Raw genomic sequence first — 21882 nt, forward strand, 5'->3', positions numbered from 1 at the left:
TCTCCCGCGAGCTGGACAGATTGGACCGATCATGATGCACACTGTGCTCGTCACCGGCGGAGCCGGGTTCATCGGCTCGCACCTGGTGGACCTGCTCATCGCCGCGGACGACGTCGCCGAGGTGACCGTGCTCGACGCCCTCACCTACGCTGGCGACCGGCGCAACCTCGCCGGCGCGCAGGGAAGCCCGAAATTCCGTTTTGTCCACGGCGACGTGTGCAACAGCGCCGTGGTCAACGAGCTGATGCCGGGGCATTCCGCCGTCATCCACGCTGCCGCGGAGTCCCATGTGGACCGCTCGCTGCGAGATGTCGGCAATTCCGTGTCGACCAACGTCGTCGGCACGCAGACTGTTCTCGACGCCGCGATGCGGTGCGGGGTCCGGAAGTTCGTGCAGGTTTCCACCGACGAGGTCTACGGGTCCCTGACCACCGGGTGCGCACGCGAAACCGATCCGCTGAACCCGACTGTGCCGTATGCGGCCAGCAAGGCCGCGGCCGAACTCATCGCTCGTTCCTACCACGTCAGCTTCGATGTCCCGGTCTGCATTACCCGCAGTTCTAACAACTTCGGGCCGCGCCAGCATCCGGAGAAGCTGATTCCCCTGTTCCTGCGCACGTTGCTGTCCGGCAAGCAAGTCCCCGTGTACGGGCACGGGCAGCACATGCGGAGCTGGCTGCATGTCCAGGACAACTGCCGCGCCATCGAGTTGGTGCTGCGCCGCGGAATTCCCGGCGAAATCTACAACATCGGCGGTGGCACCGACCTGAACACTCTCGAGCTGACCGGGCATCTCATGCGCATGCTGGGCGCCAGCGCGGGCGCTGTGTCCTACGTGCCCGACCGTGCCGCCAACGACATGCGCTACGCGATGGACTGGTCGAAGATCGCCGACCTCGGGTTCCGGCCCCAGCGGGACTTCGCCGACGGCCTGGCCGAAACCGTGGCCTGGTACCGCCAGTACACCGACCGCTGGCCGCTGGCTCCTCTTCCTGTCCCTGCTGCGGTCGGCAGCGATGCCGAGGCGGTCGGCGCATGACCACCGTGGTGACCGCGCCCACAGGCGTGCACGCCAACGCGCGCCCCTACCTCTACGGCACCGAACTTGACGCGATCGCCCGCGCTCTGGAACACGGGCAGTACGGCCACGGGCCCGAAACGGAGACGTTCGAACGCAACCTCGCCGCCTACCTCGGTGTGCCCGACATCGTCGCCGTCGGCACCGGCACCGCGGCACTGCACCTGGCCCTGCACGTCGCCGGAGTCGGGCCTGGCGACGAGGTGATCGTGCCCAGCCTGACCTTCTGCGCCAGCGTGCACGCCATCCGCGCCACCGGCGCAGTCCCGCGGTTCGTCGACGTCGACCCCGCCACCCTCTGCGTCACCCCCGCCCAGATCCAGCACGCGCTCACTCCGGCGACCCGTGCCGTGATGCCCGTGCTCTACGGCGGCCGCGCGGTCGACCTCGGCGACACCCGCAGGCTACTCGATCAGCGTGGGATCGTGGTCGTCGAAGACGCCGCCCACGCCTTCGGCTCCCGCACCGCAACCGTCCGGGTCGGCGCCACCGGGGTGTTGACGTGCTTTTCCTTCGACGCCATCAAATCCCTCACCTGCGGTGACGGTGGCGCCGTCGTCCCGCGCACCACCGCCGACGCCACAGCGCTGCGCCAAGCCCGGCTGCTCGGCATGACCACCGCGCCCCAGCACCACGGCGCCGCCGCGAACTACACCGTGGCAGGGCTCGGATTGCGCTACCACCTATCCACGCTGAACGCTGCGATCGGGCAGGCTCAACTCGACCGGTTCCCCGAGATGGAACAGCGGCGGCGCGATCTCTGGCGGACCTACCGGCGCGCGCTGCACAGCCTCACGGACGTGGTAATGATCGACCTCGATGTCGAGCGCACGGTGCCGTTCAACTGCGTTGTCCGCGTCCCCGCTCGCCACCGCGACACCGTCCACGCCGCACTACGGGCGCAAGGCATCGCGGTCGGGGTGCACTACCCGCCCAACCACCAGCAACCCGCGTTCCAGCGCTGGACACGACCGCTGCCCGCCACCGACACGCTTGGAGCCGAGATCCTCAGCCTCCCCTTCCACCCCGACTTGACCGCCGACGACATCCACATCGTCGCCGACGCGCTCCAGCACGCCCTCGCCACCAGCGCAGCGAGCGCACCGGCCGGGCTGCAGGACAGCCACCCGTGACCGCGGCAGGCCGCCGTGCGGCATTGCTGGGGAAGGGAGCCCTCGCCGCACACGCCGGTGACATCATCACCGCGCTCCCCGGAACCGTGCTCGACACGGTCATCCCCACCGCCCCGGAGCCGGACTGGGACATCCGGCTCTCCGAGCACGCCGCCGGTCACTGGCCCCACGCACGCATCATCTACTCCGGCGACTGGCAGGACCTGGAACCAGGACGCTGCGATCTCATCGTCAGCGTGCTCTACGACAAACTCCTCGGCCCCGCCCTCGTCGACGCCACCGAGCAGATCATCAACTGCCACCCCGGCCCCCTACCCAGCTACCGCGGCGTCCGGCCGGTCAACTGGGCACTGCGCAACCGCGAAACCAGCCACGGCATCACCGTTCACCAGATCGACCACGGCATCGACTCCGGCCCTGTCCTCGCCGAAGTGCGGTTCACCATCTGGCCCGAGATCGACGAAGTGCGCGATGTGTGGCAACGCACGATGGCCTACGGCCGCCAACTGCTTTCCGACACGCTGCCCCGCTTGGAGCACATCCAGCCGCGCCCCCAGGATCACGGCCGCGCGGTCACGCATTTCACGACGAACAACGACCAGCTCGGCGACCGCGCGGACTGGACGAGACGCGTCTCCGCGGCGCTCGACCACACGTCGGGCACCCGCAGCTGACCTGCCACGGAATCGGCGGACCGAGCTTAGGAATCGGCCACCGCCGTGATCAGGTCGACCAGCCGCTGTGCCGCGTCCGGCCGCCCCAGCCCGCGGGCCCGCTTCGCCATCTCGGCCCGGTACTCGGGATCCTCCAACAGTGGCAGCACCGCGTCACGCAGGTCCGCCGCGGTAGCCTCGCCGACTAGCGCCACTGCCGCGCCCGCGGTCTCGAGGTGCCGGGCGTTGTGGACCTGCTCATTGCCCGCGGCCGTCGCGAGCGGCACCAGCACTGAGGCCTTGCCCAGCGCAGTCAATTCCGCGACGGTGCCCGCGCCGCTGCGGGCGATCACCACATCAGCCAGCGCGAGCACGTCCGGCAACTCCGCACCGACATACCCGGCCACCCGGTAGCGCGCCGCCAACCGCGGCGGCAGTTCCGCCGCCACCCGCTCGTACTCGGCCACATTCGCCGCGCCGCACTGGTGAAACACATTCGCCCGCTCCAGCAAGGACGGCAGACTGTCCCGAACCAGCTCGTTGACTTGAGTCGCGCCCTGCGCACCACCCGTCACGTACACCGTCGGCAACCCGTGGTCCAGGCCGGGACCGAACGCGACCGCGCCGCGGTCGGCGTCACCAGACAGCACCTGGCCTCGCACCGGGTTACCCGTCACCGTCGCCTTTCTGCGCACCGAATCCGGCACCAGGTCCAGTGTCGACTCCGACGACACCGCGAACGCCGTCGCGAACCGAGCCAGCTGCCGGTTCGCCAACCCCAACCGCACCGTCTGCTCGTGCACCACCAACGGCCGCCGCACCCAGCGCGCCGCCACCCCCACCGGTACAGCCACGTAACCCCCCGTCGCCAACACCACGTCGGGACGAAAACGCCGAATGTGACGGCGAGCTTGGACTACACCAACCGGCACGCGCAGCATGTCCCGAAGATTCTTCACACTCAGCATTTTGAACGGATTTCTATGCCGACGAATCTTCCCCGTCGCCATCGCGACAAAGGGGATTCCTTCGCTGGCCGCTTCCCGGGACTCCAGGCTGTCCCTCGTCCCGATCCACAGAACCTCAAGGTCGCATCCAGACTCGATCAACCGCGAGCGCAGAGCTTGGACAGCCGTTACCGCTGGGTAGGTGTGCCCGCCCGTGCCCCCGCCACCGACAACAACCCGGAAGGTTTGATTACGAGCCACCAAGGTCCAATCTCGATTCCACAATAGTCCGACCCCATACGGGACAACCACAGGTCCAGCCACCCGAATTGTTCCACACTCACGGGACCGGATTGCCCCCGGTCTCCTACCCGTGGTCCGACCGTCTGGACGGGGCAGGTCTGTCCGCGCGGCGACCTAGCTGCGGTACGCCTCCGCGGGATGCCCTGCCCTAGCGCTCCGCCGGACGAATGCGTCCCGCGAGGAGCTGGAAATGCTCTTGGATAAGTCCCGACGTGCCTTTGGTCAGCACGAGGACCCGTACCGTTGACAGGGCGGGTACGCCTCGGCCGCACTACAGCATGCTGGCATTGGTGAGCTTGCTGGCGCCGACCTCGACCCCGGTGATGAGCAGATCCGTGTTCGCCGAGACCGGCGAAGCGACACGCAACAACAGCGCGTCACTGTTGTTCAATTGTGAACACTCGGCGATCATGCTGTTTCTCACCTAGTTTGTCGATCGCCAGCGTTAATTCGCGATAGCTTACTACCACCGCTGCAAGTTGACCCAATAACCCCAACACCATCGCGGACATCAGCCCCGCGTTCGTCGAACTAGCAAAAGCGGACGCATTCCAGAGAAGCAACCCACTCCACACCACAGAAGCGGTCACAAAGGCAAGGCTCGCGAGACTGATTGCAAGACTTCTTCGCCAGCGTGCCACACGGCGCGCGCCTTCGAGGATGTTGTCGTCAAGACCTTGCGAATCCTGGTTGTCGCGGTCAATCGCTTTCTCCTGGACGTCCTTGCCGATCTTCGCGAGCAGCCGACAGGAAAGAACTTTTGTGGACCGGTCAGTTCCAGAAGTGTTGACGAGATGAGCGAGCTGAAGTGCGACGCGAGCGATTTCGGCGCCGCTTTGATCGTCCTCTTGCGAGAAGTCGGTGGACATGTTCCAAGCATAGCCGACGGACACGTGCAGCGGTCCCTTCCGCCCCCGGGGCAGCGTCCGTCTTGAAAGTGCGACTGACGAGGGCAGCGGTCGCCGGACCCTCGTCGCAGATAGCATCAAGCCGGATAGTTAGCGGCACAGTCGGACAAGCCGCGCATCGCTGTGACGGACAGCCTGGTCGACAATAAGATCCCGTACCCGCTCGCCGGGATCCGTGCCTACCTCGATGGCGTCCCCTTCGGCCTGCTCGGGTGGACCGACCAGCCGCGTCCTTTCTTTCGCTGACATCGATCACAGACCGTCCACTCGATGTTTCGGAGGTCTGCGCGCGATTTCAGGCCGCACCGACTGACCCGGATCGTTCAGGATGACGTTGTTCCGTTGTGACCGGCAACGATCACGACGACCTCGGATCCGTAGGATGAGCCGCACGCCTCGGTCTGCTGCTCGGCGCCGTTATCGGCGCCACATTCCGGCGGTCTGGCACTGTACGTCGTTGCCGACTTTCGCCAGTACCGAACCCACAGAGCGTCGCGATGCAGGTGGCCGTGTCGGCGTGTCTCGGCGACCGCACGGCCGATGCCTCGTTCTGCCGTCGACGGGCATCGACCGTGCTCACCCCTCGCCGTCGATGGCGAGCGCGGCGGAGTCGACAGTCATCTCCCGCTCGATCTCACTGGCTAGAAGTTCGTCCGCGATCGCGCTCAACTGGGGATTATTGTCGATCAATGTGTAGCCCTGGGGTGGGTGGAACCCGGCTATCCGGTCTGCCAGCTCCGCTAGAGTGAAGCCGGGTCGGTACTCGCGAACGCGCCTGATCGGGAGCGCTACTCCTCCGGCTGGGGGTCGGGCCAGGTAGTCGTACACGGATTGGCCGTTGCCTTGCCGTGCTACCTCCGCGATTCGTGCGAGCTTCTCCGGGCTTCCGGCGATCCCCGCGTCCAGGTCGATGACCGGTGCGAGGCGGGACTCTGGGGCGGTGAGGTAGAAGAAGCAGGTCGTTGGGCCGGTGAGGTAGCGGCGCCGGAATTCGTGAAACTTCTGTCTCGCCCACATCAGGTCGTAGTACTCAGGATTGAGCGACATCAACACCCGCGGTGGCGTGGTCGCCATGAGATCACCGAAGGGGCCGTCCTGATCGGGCATGCGCGCTCCTCATCCTGCCGCGACGGTGACCGGCCCTCGGCTCGCACCGACGGTCCGGCGTGGTCACCAACTGTAGCGACCCTCGGCCCGCGCCCGCCTGGGAATTCCGACGCGTATCGCGACGCTTTGTCACTCGCGCGTCGGACGGCATCGCAATTGCGAGATTTAGGATGCGCTTCAGCGCCGCCACCGAGCTCAGTCTCGACACCGGTGTCGGCTGCGCTGATACCGATTTGCGCCCCGGGAGCGCGATCCGCCAGTGCGGCGGAAGCGTGGGCGCCGCCGATGCTGCGGTACAAGACCTCGTTTGCCCAGGAAATCGGGCCTCACTCCGGGCCAGGTGATCGGCCCGCTGTTCCATGTCCGGGGATGCGTTCGGGAAGGCTGTCTGGCCTTGGTGCTCGAGCGACGCGAGAGCCGACGAGGCGCTCGGCCGTGGCAGACGGGTACCACGCAGCACTCGCCACCTCGGACTCCTGGACGTTGCCCAGGTCCGCCTGCGTCGTAAAGGCGAATCCGAAATCGAGGTGATAGTGCGCTGGCTCCCCTTTCGACGGTCGCGCCGGAACCATGACGTACTCGACATAAACGGGCGTACGCGACGCGGGGACCACCTTCCTGGGGTCAATACCGGTCTCCTCGGCCAACTCGCGCGTGGCGGCATCGATCAGCGTCGTGTCCGTCGGTTCGATATGGCCGCCGGGCTGCAGCAGGATTCCGTACGCGCGGTGTTCGATCAGCAAGATCTCCGGGCCGGGGCGAGTCACCAGCGCCCCGACGGTCGCATGCATCGGGAACGTGCGCCGTGAGGCGAAATTCGTGCCGAGGCGCAGCAGCCGCATCGGCTCCGCGAGCTGCGTGGTTTCCTCCGGGAAGCGGTCGAGGTAGGCGGTCAGCGTGTCCGCGATGTCAGAGTCGCCGATCGTCATCGGACCACCAGATGTGACGCGCGGGATTGCGGGGGTGCCAGCCACTCGTGGTGCATAGCGGTAACCCTACCTTCGCGGCGGGTCATACTCCCCCGTACACAGAACATCGTCGCCGCGCGGAAGACGAGGTGTCCCGGAGTGGCTCGGTCCGTCTCTTCGGACGCTGCCCGACCCGTTCCGAGTCCCGAGAGATCACGGGTGCGGGAAGCTGTAGAACGCGTGAGCGGGGATTCCTCCGGAGAGCGCGGCGTGGTTGTCGTCCGCGAGCATCGTTTCGGTGGTGAACGCCACCGAGGTGCCCCGTGTGGCTTGCTGCTCCCGCCGGTAGTTCGCGGTCAGCGCTACACCGAGGTAGGCGAGCACACGTCCGTCCGATATGGACGGATCGATCGCGCGACCGGGCTGTGTCGCACACCAGGCGTACTCGGTCGCGTTCGCGAAACAGCTTCCGGCGGGTCCCTGCGCGCGCCCACCCGGCCAGTCCACTGGCTCGTAGTCGGTGCCGAGGTCGAGGATCAGGTCTGCGAACGACGTGTAGGTCCAGGCAGCACGGTTCGGGTATACGGCACGGTAAAGCCGTGCCTGGTCCGCGATCAGGCCTCGGAGTCGATGGGCATCATCTGGTGTGGCCGCTGTACCGGGTGTGTCTGTCCTACCACTGTCCACTTCGGCCCCATCAGGGTGTAGAGATGCTCGTGGAGGTGTTGAGCGTGGGCACGGTCCAATGCTCCCGGGTAAGCGCGCCCCGCTCGGAGAGCGGTTCGCCATCGCCGAGGATGTCGGAGCGTTCGACCTCGGCTTGCCGTAACCTCGAGCCGGGGCCGAGTAGGTGCGGGCACGTCGATGTGGACATCTGCAAGCATTTCTCGTGCATTGCGCTGCTACTGAGCACGTCCCCGAACGTGTTGACCAACACCCAAGCCCGCGGGGGCAGACCAAACCCGCAAACCTGGCAGCACCACTGGTTTTGACACCGCACCACCCTGGCGCCGTGGGTCAAGCCCCACCATGGCCTGCCCGACGTGACCGGCGTGATGTAGGGCACCGGCAGCCCCTCCAGAGCCGGCCGAGGCCACCCGGCTTCCGACACCGGGGCGTCGAGACCGAGATCCTCGCGGTGCTGTTGCGCCCTCCACACAGGCAGGCTCATGCCTGCACTGGAGCACTGGTAATTCGCGCAGATCAGCTGTACACCATGTTGGAGGTCCTCCCAGAACAGGCCCTCGCCGCACTCCGGGCAGGGAAACCACGGCCGGGGATCCAGACACCACTCCGGCGCTTCCGTCGTCGATCGCATTCCATCTTTCGGCACCTGTCCTCCATGAGATCTGGGGCCTGCTGGGTAAACCCTACTAGCACGACGTGGGTCTCTTTCGGCATCGCCGATATCGTGCACCGTTGACCTGGCGCGCCAAGTTTGTTCCACTGTCATGACAGTAACTCCGAGGCAGCGATATTCCGGTTGAAGAGCGTGTCGGCGCAGTCGGCTGCCGTCCCGATTCACGCCCCTGCAGACGCAAACAAGGCGCGGCCGAGTGTCCGGGTGACCTCATATAAATGACTTTCCCGGACCGCTTGCAGGAATAGCATTTTGAGGAAGCAGTTCCAATGATGTGTCCATGAGATCGTGGTGGTGGCGTCGCCAACACGTTGCATACTCTAGGCTATCCTGCAGCTAATGGCACCATCACTTCGTTGTCGGTGGTGCCCTGTCAAGAGGAAGGCATCACTATGGCTCAAAAGGTCCACGTCGAGGTTCTTGATGACATCGACGGCACCGAGGCGTCTCAGACCATCCCGTTCGGTCTCGACGGCGTTTCCTACGAAATCGACTTGTCCGACGACAACGCCGCTGCGCTCCGCGCCGAGTTCGAGCCCTACGTCATGGCTGGCCGTCGCACCGGCGGCCGCAAAGTCCGGCTCGCGACAGGACAGTCGGCGTCGGTTACCGGTACATCCGCGGCGCCGTCGGCGACCGATCGGGAACGCAATCGCCAGATCCGTGCTTGGGCTCAGGATAATGGCTACGACGTCGCCGAGCGTGGCCGCCTGTCCTCCGAGATCATCGAGGCCTACGAGACTGCTCAGCAGGTACCCAAGTCGGAGCCGATCGCGAAGTCCTCGCGTAAGCGCGCACCCCGCAAGAAAAAGGTCGCTTGACTCCACCGGGTACCCTCGCGACCAACATCAGCGGGCCGATGTCTGTTGTGCCACGCCGCGGCACAACAGACATCGGTCATCGCATCGCCACTTCTGGCATCAAAGCCGTACCTACCATTAAGTCGAGCATATGTTTTTCGCCCGAAGTCACTGTCGGTCCTGACGCCATTGGTGGATCTCGATGCTTGTCATGGCCGCACCGCTGGGCAGGCGGATGACACCGCTCGCAGGAACTCGGACCGCCGCTAACCGGCGCAAAAACTCCGCGTCCTCGGCAACCACCGCGGACGCGTCACGATAGATCATCAGCTCGTCGGGAGGCAGGCGATACCTGGCTACCCGAGCTTCGATCTCGGCCGACCGCTCCTCGGCTTCTGCTTCGAGGTCGCTCTTCCACCGTGCGACCTCGTCCGGCAGCTTGTCACCCGGCAACACAACCACGCTCCTTTCCCGACCCGCTCACCGTCGCACGCCTACCGAGCTATGTCGACGCGCCGCCGGTGTACCGCCCATGTCGGATTCGGCTACGGCACGTGTTCGGCATCCTCGCGGTGATGGACGCAGTAGCGCGGCGGCGTCGCCGCGCCTAGCGGATGGATCGCTGCCCAGAAGTCGACGGCCGATGGGGTGATCGCCGTGATCGACCAGTCGCACGTTGGCGCGCTCGTGTAGGCCGCGGCGATCAGCAGGCGTCCGAGCCCGCGTCGACGGTAGCCGGGGTCGATGCGGACGTGCTCCACCACACCCAGTGCGTCGACGTCGCACACCGCGATGTCGATGTCCCCGATCGTGACACCATCGAGTTGGAGAGCGATGCTGCTCGGCGCGGCCGGATATCCGGATGGTGGCGGGTGCCGGACGAGCACCAGCCCGGCCGCCGGTGCCTCCGCCGTCGTATGCACGCGTCGCGGATCGATGGTGGCCCAGGTCGCCCGGTCGTCGCCCGCGGCACGGCAGGCTGAGCACGTCGTCGTCGGCAGCCGGTAGACCGCGTCGACGGGGCCGGTGCTGTCGTCTCCGCCCAGGCGATGCCCCGCTGGGCAGAACGATTCGCCGCCCAGGACGGGCCGCACGTATCCGAGATCGGATCCCGCGCCGTCATCTGTGTCCGAATGATCGGCACGCCCGTCGCGACCGCCGGTCGCGCGGTCTCTGTCAGGCATCGTGCACATCGCCGGGTAGTGGCGATCGGTGGGCGGGCATCTCGGCCAGGAGATCGCCCATGGCCTCGACACGCGCCAGAACCTCGTCGGATGTGAACCCAAGGTGCTGCCCGTCTCGGCACGCCGCGACTTCGTCCCAGGTGATCGGCGTTGAGACAGTTGGCTCGTCGCGGCCACGTAAGGAGTAGGCCGTGATCGTCGTCTTGGCCGGGTTGTTCTGCGACCAATCGACTAACACCCGCCCGCCCCGGCGTGCCTTCGCCATCACCGCGGTCACCTCGTCCGGGGTTTCCGCCGCGAGCTGTTGTGCCAGGCGCTTGGCGTAGGCCGAGGGGGCGTCGGGCTGATCCGTCTCGATCGGACACAGCAGCTGCATCCCCTTCGACCCGGATGTCTTCGGGAAAGCGGTGAGGCCATCCGCGGTGAGGATCTCGTGGAGCCGCTCGGCGACCGCGCAGCACTCGACGATGGTGACGCCAGGACCGGGGTCCAAGTCGAACACGAGTTGGTCCGGGGGCCGACGCTGACCGTCGTCACGGATCGTCCATTGTGGAGTGTGGAGTTCAAGCGCGGCGAGGTTCGCTGCCCACACCAGTGCGGGCAGGTCGTCGAGCAATGGATACTCGATCAGGTCCCGGTGTCCACGGGTTCCCCGGCTGGGTAGCTGTGCCGTGTTCAGCCAGGGCGGTGCACCGGAGGGGACGTTCTTGGCGAACCACTGCTCGCCGTCCACGCCGTCGGGGAACCGGAGGAACGTCACCGGCCGCCGGGCCAGCTGCGGCAGCAGGACGGGTGCGATCAAAGAGTAGTAGAGGATCACCTCGCGCTTCGTGAAGCCCGTACGCGGATACAAGACTTTGTCCAAATTAGACAAAGTAAGTTGCCTGTCTTCGACCTGCACGAGTTGCCCTGCGGCGGACACTGGCCCGGATGCCGGAGTGGCCGTGGTCGACGGCGCCGTCTTGGTCCGATGCAGAGGTCTCGGCGCGAAGACGTCGATGGGCTTCTTGTCCTCGCGCAGGCCTCGCCACGCGGTGTGCCGCAGCCGTCCCGCGCCCTCGGTGAACCGGCGGTAGGTCACCTCGCCGACCAGGACCGGGTCAAGCCAGCGTGCTCGCCGTGTGTCTTCTCGCGGTGGCGTCGTGGCGAAAGGGTGGGTCGGTCGCTCCAGCGTCTCCAACCGTCGTCGCAACGCCGCCCTCGCGGCCTGACTGAATCCCGTGCCCACGTCGCCGAGGTACTCGAGATCGCCGGTATCGGGGTCGTGCGCGCCGAGCAACAGTCCGCCGACCGTTCCGGCGAGGCTGCCCTGGCCCTCGCGGTAGCCGCACACGACCACCTCGGCGGTGTTGGTGATCGGGTGTTTCAGCCACGCGTCGCTGCGTCGTCCTGCCCGGTACACCGCGGTCGCCACCTTGGCGACCACGCCTTCCATGCCCTCGCCGGCCACCCGTGCGAGCAGGCTTTCCGGGGTTTGACGGTCCGCCGCGAGTTCTTCGAAGGTGAACGCCGGAACCACGGCGCTCTTGTACGGGTCGGGCATCGGTAGCCCGCTCAGCAACCGTCGCCGCAGCTCATAGGGCTGGTCCAGCAACATCCGGTCCCCGAGTTGCAGCAGGTCGAACGCGAGAAATCGTGCCGGAACGCGATCAGCGCGCGGGTGCTGCTGAAATGCGCCGCGCCGCTGCTGCAGTAACTCGAAATCGGGGCGACCGAGTTCGTCGTAGACGACGACCTCGCCATCGAGCACCAGGGCTTCTCCGCCCAGCACATCGCCGAAGACCCCGGTCAGTTCCGCAAACTCGGCGGTCATGTCCTGGTTGTTCCGGCTGGTGAGAAGTACGGAACCACCATCTGGCGCCACGCGGTAGCAGCATCGATACCCGTCGTACTTCGGCTCGTAGACCAGGCCGGGCCTGGCTGGCAGCTGGCCACCGTCGGACTTGGCCAGCATTGGGTCTACCCACGCCGGGACCGCGGTCGAACGCTCGGTGCGCACCATCGCGGCTCCTCCACCAGACATCCCGGTACCTGGCCGTCGCATGTCGTCCTGACACGCATGCCAGCTCGACCACAGCGTACCCCGGATGGCCTAACAGGTGCAGGTTTCCGCAGATCACAGGCGCAGCGAGGCACACCACGGCGCGTGGGTACTCGATCGGCAGGCCTTGCGCGAGCGCAAGGAACCGTGTGATGTCGTCAAACCGCCGGTGTCACCCATCAGCGTGCGTGTCTGATGCAAGGCGATCCAGGCTCCAGGGTTCGGCGATCGTGCCGTTCACGGTGATCCCGAAGCGCTGGATGTCCTCGAGTGTTTCGAAATCCTTGGTCGCAGTGAGCAGGCCTTCGATCTTGTCTTCCGCCTTGTCGTGACCGTGCAGGCGAGCGATGAGGTAGTGCGCGAGTGCCTCGGCATGCGCGTGTGTCCGAGACCGGTAATCGCCCATGCAGCAGTGACTCGTGGCGTCACCCAACTCGATCCCGCGGTGCAGAAGCACGATGGCCTCCTCTGGACGGCCTCGGGAAATCAGCGCTTGCGCGACCGGGGCCACCGCTCGGGTTTCCCCCGCATCGAGCTGGCGTTCCACCATCGTGATCGCCTCGTTGACCGAGCCGATCGGATCGTCGTTCTTCACCTTCGGCTGTGGCAGGGCGGACGCAAGGTAGACGTGGGCGTCGGTTCGCCGGGTCTGCGGTATCTCGCGCAGCAAGGTCACCACCTGCTCGTAGCGTTTGATCTGGAGCAGAAGCTCCGCCGCGCGCACACGCGCAGGCTCATGTCCGTCGCGCGCGGCCACCGTAAGCCAGGAAACGGCCTCCATCGTCTTGCGATGCGCATGAACGCCAACAGCCACCCCGGTCTTGGCTTGACGGTTCGCGGCCTCGTCGAGGTCCTGCCGACCCGCCCTCTCCAAGCCCTCGGCAACCCAGGCCAGCGCTTGCGCGTCACTTTGCCGCGTCTTACGCGCGTAGCGGGCGGCGACCTGCTTGACCACGTTGGCCTTCAGAAGATAGTCGGAGATGCCGATGAGGACGTCCGGGCTGCTGAGATCGACGGTGTTGACGTACCAGTCCAGGGCTTCGGCGATCTGTCCCGCGGCGCATAATTTCGCTGCGACCGACACCGGTGACGGGCTCTGGCCGGTGCGGCGCGCGCGGCGAAGACAGGCGATGGCTTCGGAGACCCAGCCCGCCCGCGCCGCCACGTCGACCGCGCGGCACCACGCCTCAGTGTCCCCGTGCTCGGCGCCCTGTTGGTACAGATCAAGCGCGGCGCTGGTCATCCGCCGCTGTGCCAGCGCGTCGGCCACCGTGCTCAGCGCGGTGGGATCGCCCGCGTCTGCCGCGGCGCGGGCATGCGTTGTCGCGGTATCGAACAGTCCGGCCTGCGCGTACAGCCTCGCGGCCATCGACGCCGCACCCGGCACTGCGAACTCGATGGCGCTGTCGACCCAGGAACACGCGTCCTCGGTACGCTCGTGCGCGGCGAGGATCTCCGCACCGACGAGATACGACCCATACTCGCCGTGATCCGCGCGATCGTGCAGGCGGGCGACCGCGACGTCAATCCCACCCTTGTCCTCGTCCTCATCCTCGACGATGAGCTCGGCCGCCATCCGCACGGTGTCCAGGCCGAACCTGCCGGTCAGCGTCATCAGCCACGTCACCGCGTCGTCGCGCCTGCCCGCTTCGGCAAGCAGTTCTCCCGCCACGGCCGCGGCCGACAGATCACCGGTCTCCGCGAGGTACTGATAGGTCACGATCGCCCGGTCACGCTCCCCCAGTTCGGACAACGCCAGCGCCCGCAACCACAGGGCGTCGGGCCGATAGGCGCTGGCCGCGGGCTGAACCCACCGCACCACCTCGGCAGCGCGCCCCGCCGCGAGCAAGATCCGTCCTGCCACCACTTGTGCGGTGAGATCCGGCCCGTCGGCTAGTTCACGGTAGAGCCGCAACGCGTCGTCGACATGCCCGGCGTCCCGCAGCATGTCCGCCAAAGCACGCTTCGCGGACACGTCACCGTCGCGAATCGCACGACGGTAGAACTCGACGCTCTGGCGCAGCAGCCCGCGACGGCGACATTCCTCCGCCAACGCCACGACGCTGTCCACTGCGGCACGATCCACAAGCGCGGACCACAGATGCTCAGCGGGCAACCGAACCTGCTGTACCTCGGTGATCCACTGCCGTTCCAGAAAATCATTGAGCCGAAGGCGATCCCGCCGCGCTGTCGCCCCGTCGGTGACGTCCCAGTCGAGCATCATCCTCATCTCCCCGAGCCCAGGGCTGGTCAGTTCGGCAAGCGCGTCCTCGAACCACGTCGCCGCAAGACAACTGCGCTCATGAGCCGTCAGGTACTGAGGCGCCGCGCGCTCAAGCAGCGCCCGCGGAAGCCACTGACCATGGCCGACACAGCGGGCCTCGATCGCACACTGCAGAATCGCCTTCTCCTGCTGGGTGGCATTCCGAAACCGTTGCCGCACCTCCGGCGCGGCCACCAGATACCGGATCACCTCACCCCCATCACACATCACAGCCGCCTCAGCCATCCGCGGGTCTGCCGACATCGCCGCGTCTGCGACCTCCGCCACCGTGAACGTGTCAGCCACTGCGATGTCGGTTTCCTGGAGCAGCAACCGCGGATGCGGATGTGGATCCGCACTACCCCGCGACGGCGCGGTCAACCGCTGCCACTGCCGCGGACGCAACGTGCCCAGCACCAACACCGGCGCCCGCTCATCGTCTTCAAGGAGGTCCCGCAGCGCCCCTGCCACCTCGTTGCCGACATCGCTTCCACCATCGAGCAGGTACCTGCTCAACCCCGGCAGCCACAGCACCGTTCGTGGCACGGCACCGGCGATCACACCCAGCAACGTCCGCGGGTCGCTTGGGCTCGTACCCGGCCACACCCGCCACCCGGCCAAGGCAGCGCCGTCGCCGTCGCGAATGTGAAGTGCTTCCCACATCGCACGTTTCTTGCCCGCCACCGAATTGCCGATCAACGTCGCCATCCCGCTGACACCTCGGGCCGCTTCGGTGACCTTCGCACGCAACACATGATCATGCGCACGCACAATGTAGTCGGTCAAACCCCGCGGCTGACCACCATCGCGGCCGCTCCCCCGGACAACCGTGACTTCGAGCAGGCTGTGCCGACACTCCTCCAACGGAACACCCGCCGCCACCATCACCGTCGACGATCGTCGAACCCCAGTCACTGCCACGCCGCAGCTCACCTCTCCTACCGGCCAGCACGGCCACAGCGATCGCCCGGTGCGTACCGCTCCCTGCGCCAGATCACCAAACACGCCTGATGACCTCGAACCCGACCGACACTGCCGCAACCCACCAGGCTCGGCTAGAACGCAACTCATCGATGCGACGAACGGTTGTCCTACGGAGACAAAGGAAACTCGCTACTTCGTTAACCCTCTACCACTTGAATCACCCGAAAGAGTTCGGGCTAGCGGGCGCGTTCAAACTCGCCAGAGCGCGTCACGAAAATGACCAGCTGTCATCCTGTACTCGGCTGTCGCATCTCGCCCGGACACGCCCGCCAACTCGACCACAGCGTAACCCGGGTGGCCCAGCTGATGCTGGTTCCCGCAGATCACAGGCTCGACGACGTACGCCACGGCGCGCGGCTACACGATCAGCAGGGCTTACCGCCCGGCTGGGCACGGGTAAACCTATCTCTGCACGAACTGCCACGGCTCGGCGCAGCCTCGTTTCGCGACGACCGGTTGGGCCGGACACCAGCCGCCCAAGTGGTGAAACCGGGAACGACGGGTCAGAGTTCGCGCCGGCCGCGGACCGGGATCGGATAAGGCCGATCGTCCATGCCGCGCAGACGGGTGACGCATTCGCCCCAGCAGCGCAGCCCGGCGGCGAGCCTGTAGCGGTGCTGTTCAAGATCGCCGTGGCCAAGGCGGACCTGCGAATTGCTGACAGCCCCACTCTTTGTCGAACTCGCCAGGTGGCACCGCGGTGACGCCATCGAACGCGTCGAATCCGGTCACCCGTGCCACGGCGCGCGAGATCGCGGGGTCGCTCAGGTCGTACTCGGTGAGAACCAAGTCCTCCCACACCGAGCCCTCACCCCGGTCGACCAGTGCGCGGGTGAACAGCCACAGCGGCCGGCCGGGCAACTCCCAGCGCTCGATCGTGACCTCCTGGGTGTCCGGCCGTATCCCCTCACGCAGGACCCGCTCGTCCCGGGCGACGGTGATCGCGGGGATTGTCCCGGCCTGTTCCAGGGCCGGCACGAGATCAGCGCGGCGAGCGGCACGGGCGATGCTGATCGCACCCGCGAGCGAACGGATCGCGTGCCGCTGCGGTGAATCAACCATCGTCGCTGCCCTTCCCCGCCGAGCTTGCCCACGACGAGTGTGAGGTTCACCCCGGGGAGTGGACACCGAGTTAGCAGGATCAGTCGTCCTGCTGAAAGGATGTCCTCATGCCTCCTCGCAAGCGCCGGTCGTACACGGCGGAGTACAAGGTCGAGGCTGCTCACCGCGTGATCGATTCCGGCCGGACAATCGCTGAGGTTTCCCGCGAGCTGGGTATCGACGCGGGCATGTTGAGTGTCTGGGTCAAAGACGAACGTCGACGGGTCACCGCGGCCGAGGTCCACGGAGACAAACCTCTGGAGGCCGCCGAACGGGCCGAACTGTTGCGCTTGCGCGGACAGGTGGCCGAGCTAGAGAAGGACAACGCCTTCCTGGTAAAAGCCTCGGCGTACTTTGCCGCGATGCAGAAGAACCGGCCCGGTTCGCTCTGATGGCCAAGTACGCCGGCCCTGACGAGTTCACCGACACCAGGTCGCCGTCGAACGCGCGGTTCTCGATCCGGCGGATGGCACGGCTGCTGGGTGTGTCGACGTCGGGTTACTACGCGCACGCCAAACGCGTCGCAGCGACGGTGCTGACACCGCGGCAGCAACGCCGGGCCGACCTCGAGGTGAAGATCACCCAGGTGCACCAGGATTCCCGCGGGACCTATGGTTCGCCGCGGATCACCGCCGAACTGCGCGATCAGGGTGAGGTGGTTACCGCGAAGACGGTTGCCAAGATCATGGCCTCGATCGGGTTGGAAGGTATCAGCCCGCGCACGTTCAAGGTGAAGACGACAGTGGCCGATCCGGCCGCGTCGTTCCCACCGGATCTGGTCGACCGGCACTTCGACCGGGACCGGCTCGACGCGGTCTGGCTGACCGACATCACGTACCTGACGTGTGGTCAGGGTGACATGTTCCTGTGTGCGATCCGGGACGGGCACTCCCGGAAAGTGTTGGGCTACAGCATATCCGACCACATCGGCGCCGAGATGGTCACCGACGCGATCGATGCCGCCGTGGGCACCCGTGGCGGCAGATGCCGTGGCACGATCCTGCATTCCGACCGTGGCGGCGAGTACACCGCGCACCTGACAGCGAAGGCGTGCTTCCGGCACGGGCTGCGCCGGTCGATGGGCGTGACCGGAATCTGCTGGGACAACAGCCCAGCGGAGTCGTTCTGGTCGACGTTCAAACACGAGCACTACTACCGGCACGCCTACGTCACGAAGACAGAACTCGTTGCCGCGATTGACAAATGGATCACCTTCTACAACAGTATCCGACGGAACTCCGCCATCGGGATGCTCAGTCCCAACAACTTCGAGCAGTCACTCCGAACGGCTGCCTGAACCCCTTGTAAGCCCCTGTCCACTCCCCGGGGTGAACCTCAGTGGTCCGGTTCTCGTTCTCTCGCCCCAAGTCTTGTGGTAGCTGCTTCCGACAGCGCGGGCAGACACCACGGAGGCACTCTATCGAGTTATCTTGTCGCGGTGCGGAATCGGGCCCGAGTTCTTGTTCGCAGCCGAGTTCCCGGCTCGCGCGGTCGGCTGCTGTCTTGATCGAACTGAGGCCGGGTGTCCGTGCGGTCGCGTGGTACCGGGCGACGACACCGGGCGATCGGTCAGAAGCGATCCAGCAGTTCGCCTTCACCCCTGCGCCACTCGGCGTCATTCCGCGGGTCGACATCTGCGCGTACCGAAGCGGCCTCGGTCACCGCAGTCATGATCCGCGCTCCTGCCTTCGCCGGTGACATGAGCCGCTTTCAGCGGTCGTCGACGGATCGTGGCTCGCGTATTTCAGCCGATACCGAGCGCAGATTCAGCCGTGGTCCAGTCGGTGAGCATGGCGTGCTGCGCCGCGGCCAGCGTTGCTTTTCCGTCGCAAACGGCCCGTTTCACCGCGTTCTCGACCCGATCTTTGGAGTAGGAGTTTTTGTCGCCGTCATGGGGTTCGGGCCACAAATTCTTCGGGTCGCGCGGGGCGCCGCCGAGTTCGAGCGGCAGGAAATGATCTTCCTCGTAGTCGCTCATGTTCGTGTCAGTGTAACCGTAATCCTTGATTCCTTGCGCCTTCAGCTTATTGGTGTAGGACACTGGAGGCCTGATCGTTTTGGTCCACCCAGATTTGCAGATCGTCGAACCAATGCTTCCCTGGGTAACATCAGGATTCGTCACTCCTGGCGTGCACACGGGATCCGGCAGTGGCAACCGTGCCTGCGAACAGGTCGCCGTGACCGATCCGTGCGCGTGGAACGCCGTATCGGCGTGCGCCGCAGGCGTCGTGAGACACAGCGAACCAGCCACTGTCCCAGCAAGCATGGCGATGCGAGCGAGTCGAGTCATCACAGGGCTCCCTTCCCCAGAATCCGGTGAAGCCAGGGTCCGCCATCCCCGGGCCGCGCACCACCGCTTCCCGTAGAAAGCCGTGAAGAATTTACCCGTCGCTCATCTACCAAGACGACGAAATACGCATTTGGGCCGCAAACGCCACCGAGCGAAATGTCCTGTCGTGCCAGGAAAGCAGTGACGCCGCCCGGGAAGCTACGAACACGAGCGGACGTGATCGGCTTGTCCTTGATCATGTAGGTGCATGCAGCGGGTACGGACGAGCGGGCGGTTCGAACGCCGCGGGCCTGGTACCGAAGCGCACCACAAGTCACTCCTTGAGGTTCACACGTCGAACGGTGGCCTCGATTACCCATCTCGCCTGGTCACCGTGGAAGCTATGGTTTCGTTGCCGCGAACCGGCTTTCGTCAAGCCTGACTGGCCCCACCGAACTTCGTCAGCCGCTTACCGTGGAACAGCCACCGGCTATCGCTATGACGGCGGTTCGGTCTCCTTTCCTCCCTGCTCAGCACCCTATTCTCAACGCAAGGCACCACGTCATTGGGTGGGAACCGGGCGGCCCCTTTCGTCGCGAAGGGGCCGCCCGTCCGGGTTCGGAGCGCGCCAACGCCCCACACCACGGTACGTCGGCGGCTCTGATCTTCGAGCCCGTCGACGCGTTGTCACCTGACGCCCGGTGCTCGCTCCACCGTTGGCCTCAGCGCCGAGCCAACGCCGACGGTGGAGTTCCCAAACCCGTGCGCGAGTGAGGCAACACGATGACGATAAGCGGTGATCATGGATCGTTTCCAGGGGACGACGGTGACGAGCAGGCGGTGCGCGGTGGGCGGCACATCGACACCGGGAAACCAGCCGCCCCGGCAAGCCCGGAGTTCAGCCGCGCCGAATCCCCAGCGCTGGAAAGTCGCCGAACGGTCGGCGAGCGGCACTGGGCGGTACAACTGGTGAGCAAGGTCGTGACCAGCCCTGCCGCGGTCGCTACGACGCTCGGCTTTGTCGCGGTCGTCATCCTGCTGGTCCTGCTCGGCGCCGGCCTGCTCGGCGTCCGGGTCGACGTCGGGCCGATCCACGTAGGTCCAGGCACAGGCCAAGCGAAATGACGAGCGATCAAGATGAACGCGACGGCGCAGCGACTGAGCGGCGCGGCGGTGGACGGGAAGGGCGGGCGACGTCATCGACATGGGCTCGGGTAAGCGTGACGGGAAGGCGTTGGCACGACTGATCAAACGCCACCGGACAGCGTGGAGACGCAACCAGAGGCGCCGTCAGGCGAGCTGGTGGTGGGCCACCGCGGTCATCGTGGTGCCGGTTGGCGTGATCGGCACAATCGCGATCACCGCTCTACTGGCCTTCGTGCATGTCGTCGATGCGAAGGACAGGATCGAACTCATCAAGACCGGCCTGACGGTGGCCGCGGGAACCGGCGGGGTAGTCGCGCTCGTGCTCGCTCGCCGCCGTCAGTGGGCCACCGAGCACGACAACACCGAGCGGCGACTGAGCGACCTGTACCTCAAAGCGGTCGAGCAGCTCGGCTCGGACAAGCCCGCGGTCCGCCACGGCGCGCTCTACGCGCTCGAACGCGTCGCTCAAGACAACCTCACTCAGCGACAAACCGTCGTGAACGTCTTGTGCGCCTACCTGCGCGCCCCCTTCCACCTACCTGACCCACCCGGCCCCCGACCCCGGCGAGGCCTGCGACGCCCCGCCGCCACCACGACACCGGCCCCCAAGGCAACGCAACCGCTTACGACCGAGAATGACGTGCTCCAGGAACGCGAAGTGCGCCTGACCGCGCAGCGCATCCTCACCGACCACCTCAAACCAGGACCCGACCCCCGTCGCCCCGCGGACACCTTCTGGCCGGACACCAACCTCGACCTGACCGGCGCCACCCTCATCGGTCTGGACCTGAGCCGTGCACGCGTCCGCGACGCCCGGTTCGACAACGCGACATCAGCGGCTGCGCCCGGTTCGACGAGGCGGAGTTCAGCGGAAACGTCGGGTTCGTCACGACGACGTTCGCGGGGGCCAGCTGGTTCTGCAAGACAAAATTCCGCGGCAACGCCGGGTTCGTGAGCACGAAGTTCAACTACAGCGCCGTGTTCAGCGAGGCGGAGTTCGACGAGGGCGCCTCGTTCGACATGGTTGAAGCCAGTTTGGCGGCCTGGTTCAACGAGACGAAGTTCCACGGAGACGCCTGGTTCGACGGCACGAACTTCAACGAGACTCGGTTCGACAACGCGAAGTTTGATGGAGACGCCCGGTTCGTGAACACGAAGTTCAGTGGGGAAACAGAATTCACAGCAACGGAGTTCAGCGGTAACACCGTCTTTGACGAGGCGACATTTGGAGGAGACGCCCGGTTTACCGACGTGAAGTTCAGCAGAGAGGCATTGTTCGACGGCGCGAAGTTCAGCGGGGACGTTCCTGACGAGGTACGCGCTCAATGATTTTGTTTCGCCGCCATTGATCCTGACACGGAATCGGTGTCCGTCGGCGTTTGGCCCGATCCCCATGTGGATTCGAGCGCGAGTCAAGGGGAAGGAGCTATTGATGCCCTCATTTGGGCGTCGCGGGCGCGTTCGTTCCTTGTTTGTCGGCGAACTCGTTGCAAACTCTCTGTGGCCCGTTGATCACTACCCAAGGTAGGGAGTTCTCGTGGCGCAGGAACGTACTTCGCCGAACATGTCTGTCCCCGGAGAAGGCCACCCCAACGGCGGCGGTGCTCTTCAACGACCGGGTCGACATTACCGTGCGGGCCTTGCCGCAGCTTCGCTCCCCGAACCAAACACGGTTCGCGCTCCACTCTCGACTGTCT

General features: G+C 65.9%; 20 protein-coding genes. 8 read left to right on the plus strand and 12 right to left on the minus strand.

Going from position 1 to position 21882, the window contains the following annotated elements; translation table 11 throughout:
- The first annotated feature begins 34 nt into the window (after positions 1-34).
- Genes rfbB through HUW46_RS46870 form a run of 3 tightly spaced genes read left to right on the plus strand, consistent with a single transcriptional unit; the run spans position 35 to position 2885 of the window.
- Positions 35-1039: a dTDP-glucose 4,6-dehydratase gene (gene rfbB / locus HUW46_RS46860; RefSeq protein ID WP_215550516.1), complete on the plus strand. Its 1005-nt coding sequence runs from the start codon at positions 35-37 to the stop codon at positions 1037-1039.
- Positions 1036-2211, plus strand: a complete 1176-nt coding sequence (locus tag HUW46_RS46865) for a DegT/DnrJ/EryC1/StrS family aminotransferase (RefSeq protein WP_215545057.1) — start codon at positions 1036-1038, stop codon at positions 2209-2211. The genes rfbB and HUW46_RS46865 overlap by 4 nt, the downstream gene beginning before the upstream one ends.
- Complete coding sequence (locus HUW46_RS46870) at positions 2208-2885, plus strand: formyltransferase family protein (RefSeq protein WP_215545058.1); 678 nt, start codon at positions 2208-2210, stop codon at positions 2883-2885. Before HUW46_RS46865 ends, HUW46_RS46870 begins: the two co-directional genes overlap by 4 nt.
- Positions 2886-2911: 26 nt before the next feature.
- On the opposite strand, the gene HUW46_RS46875 is transcribed toward HUW46_RS46870, so the two are convergent.
- The 5 genes from HUW46_RS46875 to HUW46_RS46895 form a co-directional block, all read right to left on the minus strand.
- Complete coding sequence (locus tag HUW46_RS46875) at positions 2912-4135, minus strand: UDP-N-acetylglucosamine--N-acetylmuramyl-(pentapeptide) pyrophosphoryl-undecaprenol N-acetylglucosamine transferase (RefSeq protein ID WP_331477200.1); 1224 nt, start codon at positions 4133-4135, stop codon at positions 2912-2914.
- Between the two features lie 356 nt (positions 4136-4491).
- Positions 4492-4983, minus strand: coding sequence for a hypothetical protein (locus HUW46_RS46880; protein WP_215545060.1), 492 nt, complete (start codon positions 4981-4983; stop codon positions 4492-4494).
- A gap of 615 nt (positions 4984-5598) precedes the next feature.
- Entirely contained in the window at positions 5599-6129 is a 531-nt protein-coding gene (locus HUW46_RS46885; protein ID WP_254125603.1) for a hypothetical protein, read from the minus strand.
- 326 nt (positions 6130-6455) lie between these two features.
- Positions 6456-7058: an NUDIX hydrolase gene (locus HUW46_RS46890; RefSeq protein WP_215545061.1), complete on the minus strand. Its 603-nt coding sequence runs from the start codon at positions 7056-7058 to the stop codon at positions 6456-6458.
- Positions 7059-7250: 192 nt separating this feature from the next.
- A complete protein-coding gene (locus HUW46_RS46895; RefSeq protein ID WP_215545062.1) occupies positions 7251-7421 on the minus strand; it encodes a hypothetical protein in 171 nt (56 codons plus the stop codon).
- 1368 nt (positions 7422-8789) lie between these two features.
- On the opposite strand from HUW46_RS46895, the gene HUW46_RS46900 reads away from it, so the two are divergent.
- On the plus strand, positions 8790-9218 hold the full coding sequence (locus HUW46_RS46900) for a histone-like nucleoid-structuring protein Lsr2 (protein ID WP_215550518.1): 429 nt from the start codon (positions 8790-8792) through the stop codon (positions 9216-9218).
- A 147-nt stretch (positions 9219-9365) separates the two neighbouring features.
- On the opposite strand, the gene HUW46_RS46905 is transcribed toward HUW46_RS46900, so the two are convergent.
- From HUW46_RS46905 to HUW46_RS46925, 5 genes are all read right to left on the minus strand, one after another.
- Entirely contained in the window at positions 9366-9653 is a 288-nt protein-coding gene (locus HUW46_RS46905; RefSeq protein WP_215545063.1) for a hypothetical protein, read from the minus strand.
- Between the two features lie 89 nt (positions 9654-9742).
- Positions 9743-10381, minus strand: coding sequence for a GNAT family N-acetyltransferase (locus HUW46_RS46910; protein ID WP_215545064.1), 639 nt, complete (start codon positions 10379-10381; stop codon positions 9743-9745).
- Entirely contained in the window at positions 10374-12383 is a 2010-nt protein-coding gene (gene ligD / locus HUW46_RS46915) for a DNA ligase D (protein WP_215545065.1), read from the minus strand. The genes HUW46_RS46910 and ligD overlap by 8 nt, the downstream gene beginning before the upstream one ends.
- Positions 12384-12594: 211 nt before the next feature.
- Positions 12595-15471 carry a hypothetical protein gene (locus HUW46_RS46920; protein ID WP_215545066.1) on the minus strand — a complete coding sequence of 959 codons (2877 nt, stop codon included), beginning with the start codon at positions 15469-15471 and terminating at the stop codon, positions 12595-12597.
- An 819-nt stretch (positions 15472-16290) separates the two neighbouring features.
- Positions 16291-16731 (minus strand): hypothetical protein, encoded by a 441-nt coding sequence (locus tag HUW46_RS46925; protein ID WP_215545067.1) that lies wholly within the window; start codon positions 16729-16731, stop codon positions 16291-16293.
- A gap of 107 nt (positions 16732-16838) precedes the next feature.
- On the opposite strand from HUW46_RS46925, the gene HUW46_RS46930 reads away from it, so the two are divergent.
- Positions 16839-17162: a transposase gene (locus HUW46_RS46930; RefSeq protein WP_141995942.1), complete on the plus strand. Its 324-nt coding sequence runs from the start codon at positions 16839-16841 to the stop codon at positions 17160-17162.
- Positions 17162-18067 carry an IS3 family transposase gene (locus tag HUW46_RS46935; RefSeq protein WP_256451409.1) on the plus strand — a complete coding sequence of 302 codons (906 nt, stop codon included), beginning with the start codon at positions 17162-17164 and terminating at the stop codon, positions 18065-18067. The genes HUW46_RS46930 and HUW46_RS46935 overlap by 1 nt, the downstream gene beginning before the upstream one ends.
- Positions 18068-18514: 447 nt before the next feature.
- On the opposite strand, the gene HUW46_RS46940 is transcribed toward HUW46_RS46935, so the two are convergent.
- Both HUW46_RS46940 and HUW46_RS46945 read right to left on the minus strand, forming a co-directional pair.
- Entirely contained in the window at positions 18515-19060 is a 546-nt protein-coding gene (locus HUW46_RS46940; protein WP_215545068.1) for a hypothetical protein, read from the minus strand.
- A gap of 666 nt (positions 19061-19726) precedes the next feature.
- A complete protein-coding gene (locus HUW46_RS46945) occupies positions 19727-20239 on the minus strand; it encodes a hypothetical protein (protein ID WP_215545069.1) in 513 nt (170 codons plus the stop codon).
- A gap of 4 nt (positions 20240-20243) precedes the next feature.
- On the opposite strand from HUW46_RS46945, the gene HUW46_RS46950 reads away from it, so the two are divergent.
- Both HUW46_RS46950 and HUW46_RS46955 read left to right on the plus strand, forming a co-directional pair.
- Entirely contained in the window at positions 20244-21140 is an 897-nt protein-coding gene (locus tag HUW46_RS46950) for a hypothetical protein (protein WP_215545070.1), read from the plus strand.
- Positions 21137-21514 (plus strand): pentapeptide repeat-containing protein, encoded by a 378-nt coding sequence (locus tag HUW46_RS46955; protein WP_215545071.1) that lies wholly within the window; start codon positions 21137-21139, stop codon positions 21512-21514. Before HUW46_RS46950 ends, HUW46_RS46955 begins: the two co-directional genes overlap by 4 nt.
- The last annotated feature ends 368 nt before the right edge of the window (positions 21515-21882 follow it).

It is taken from the genome of Amycolatopsis sp. CA-230715 (assembly GCF_018736145.1).
Classification (GTDB): domain Bacteria; phylum Actinomycetota; class Actinomycetes; order Mycobacteriales; family Pseudonocardiaceae; genus Amycolatopsis.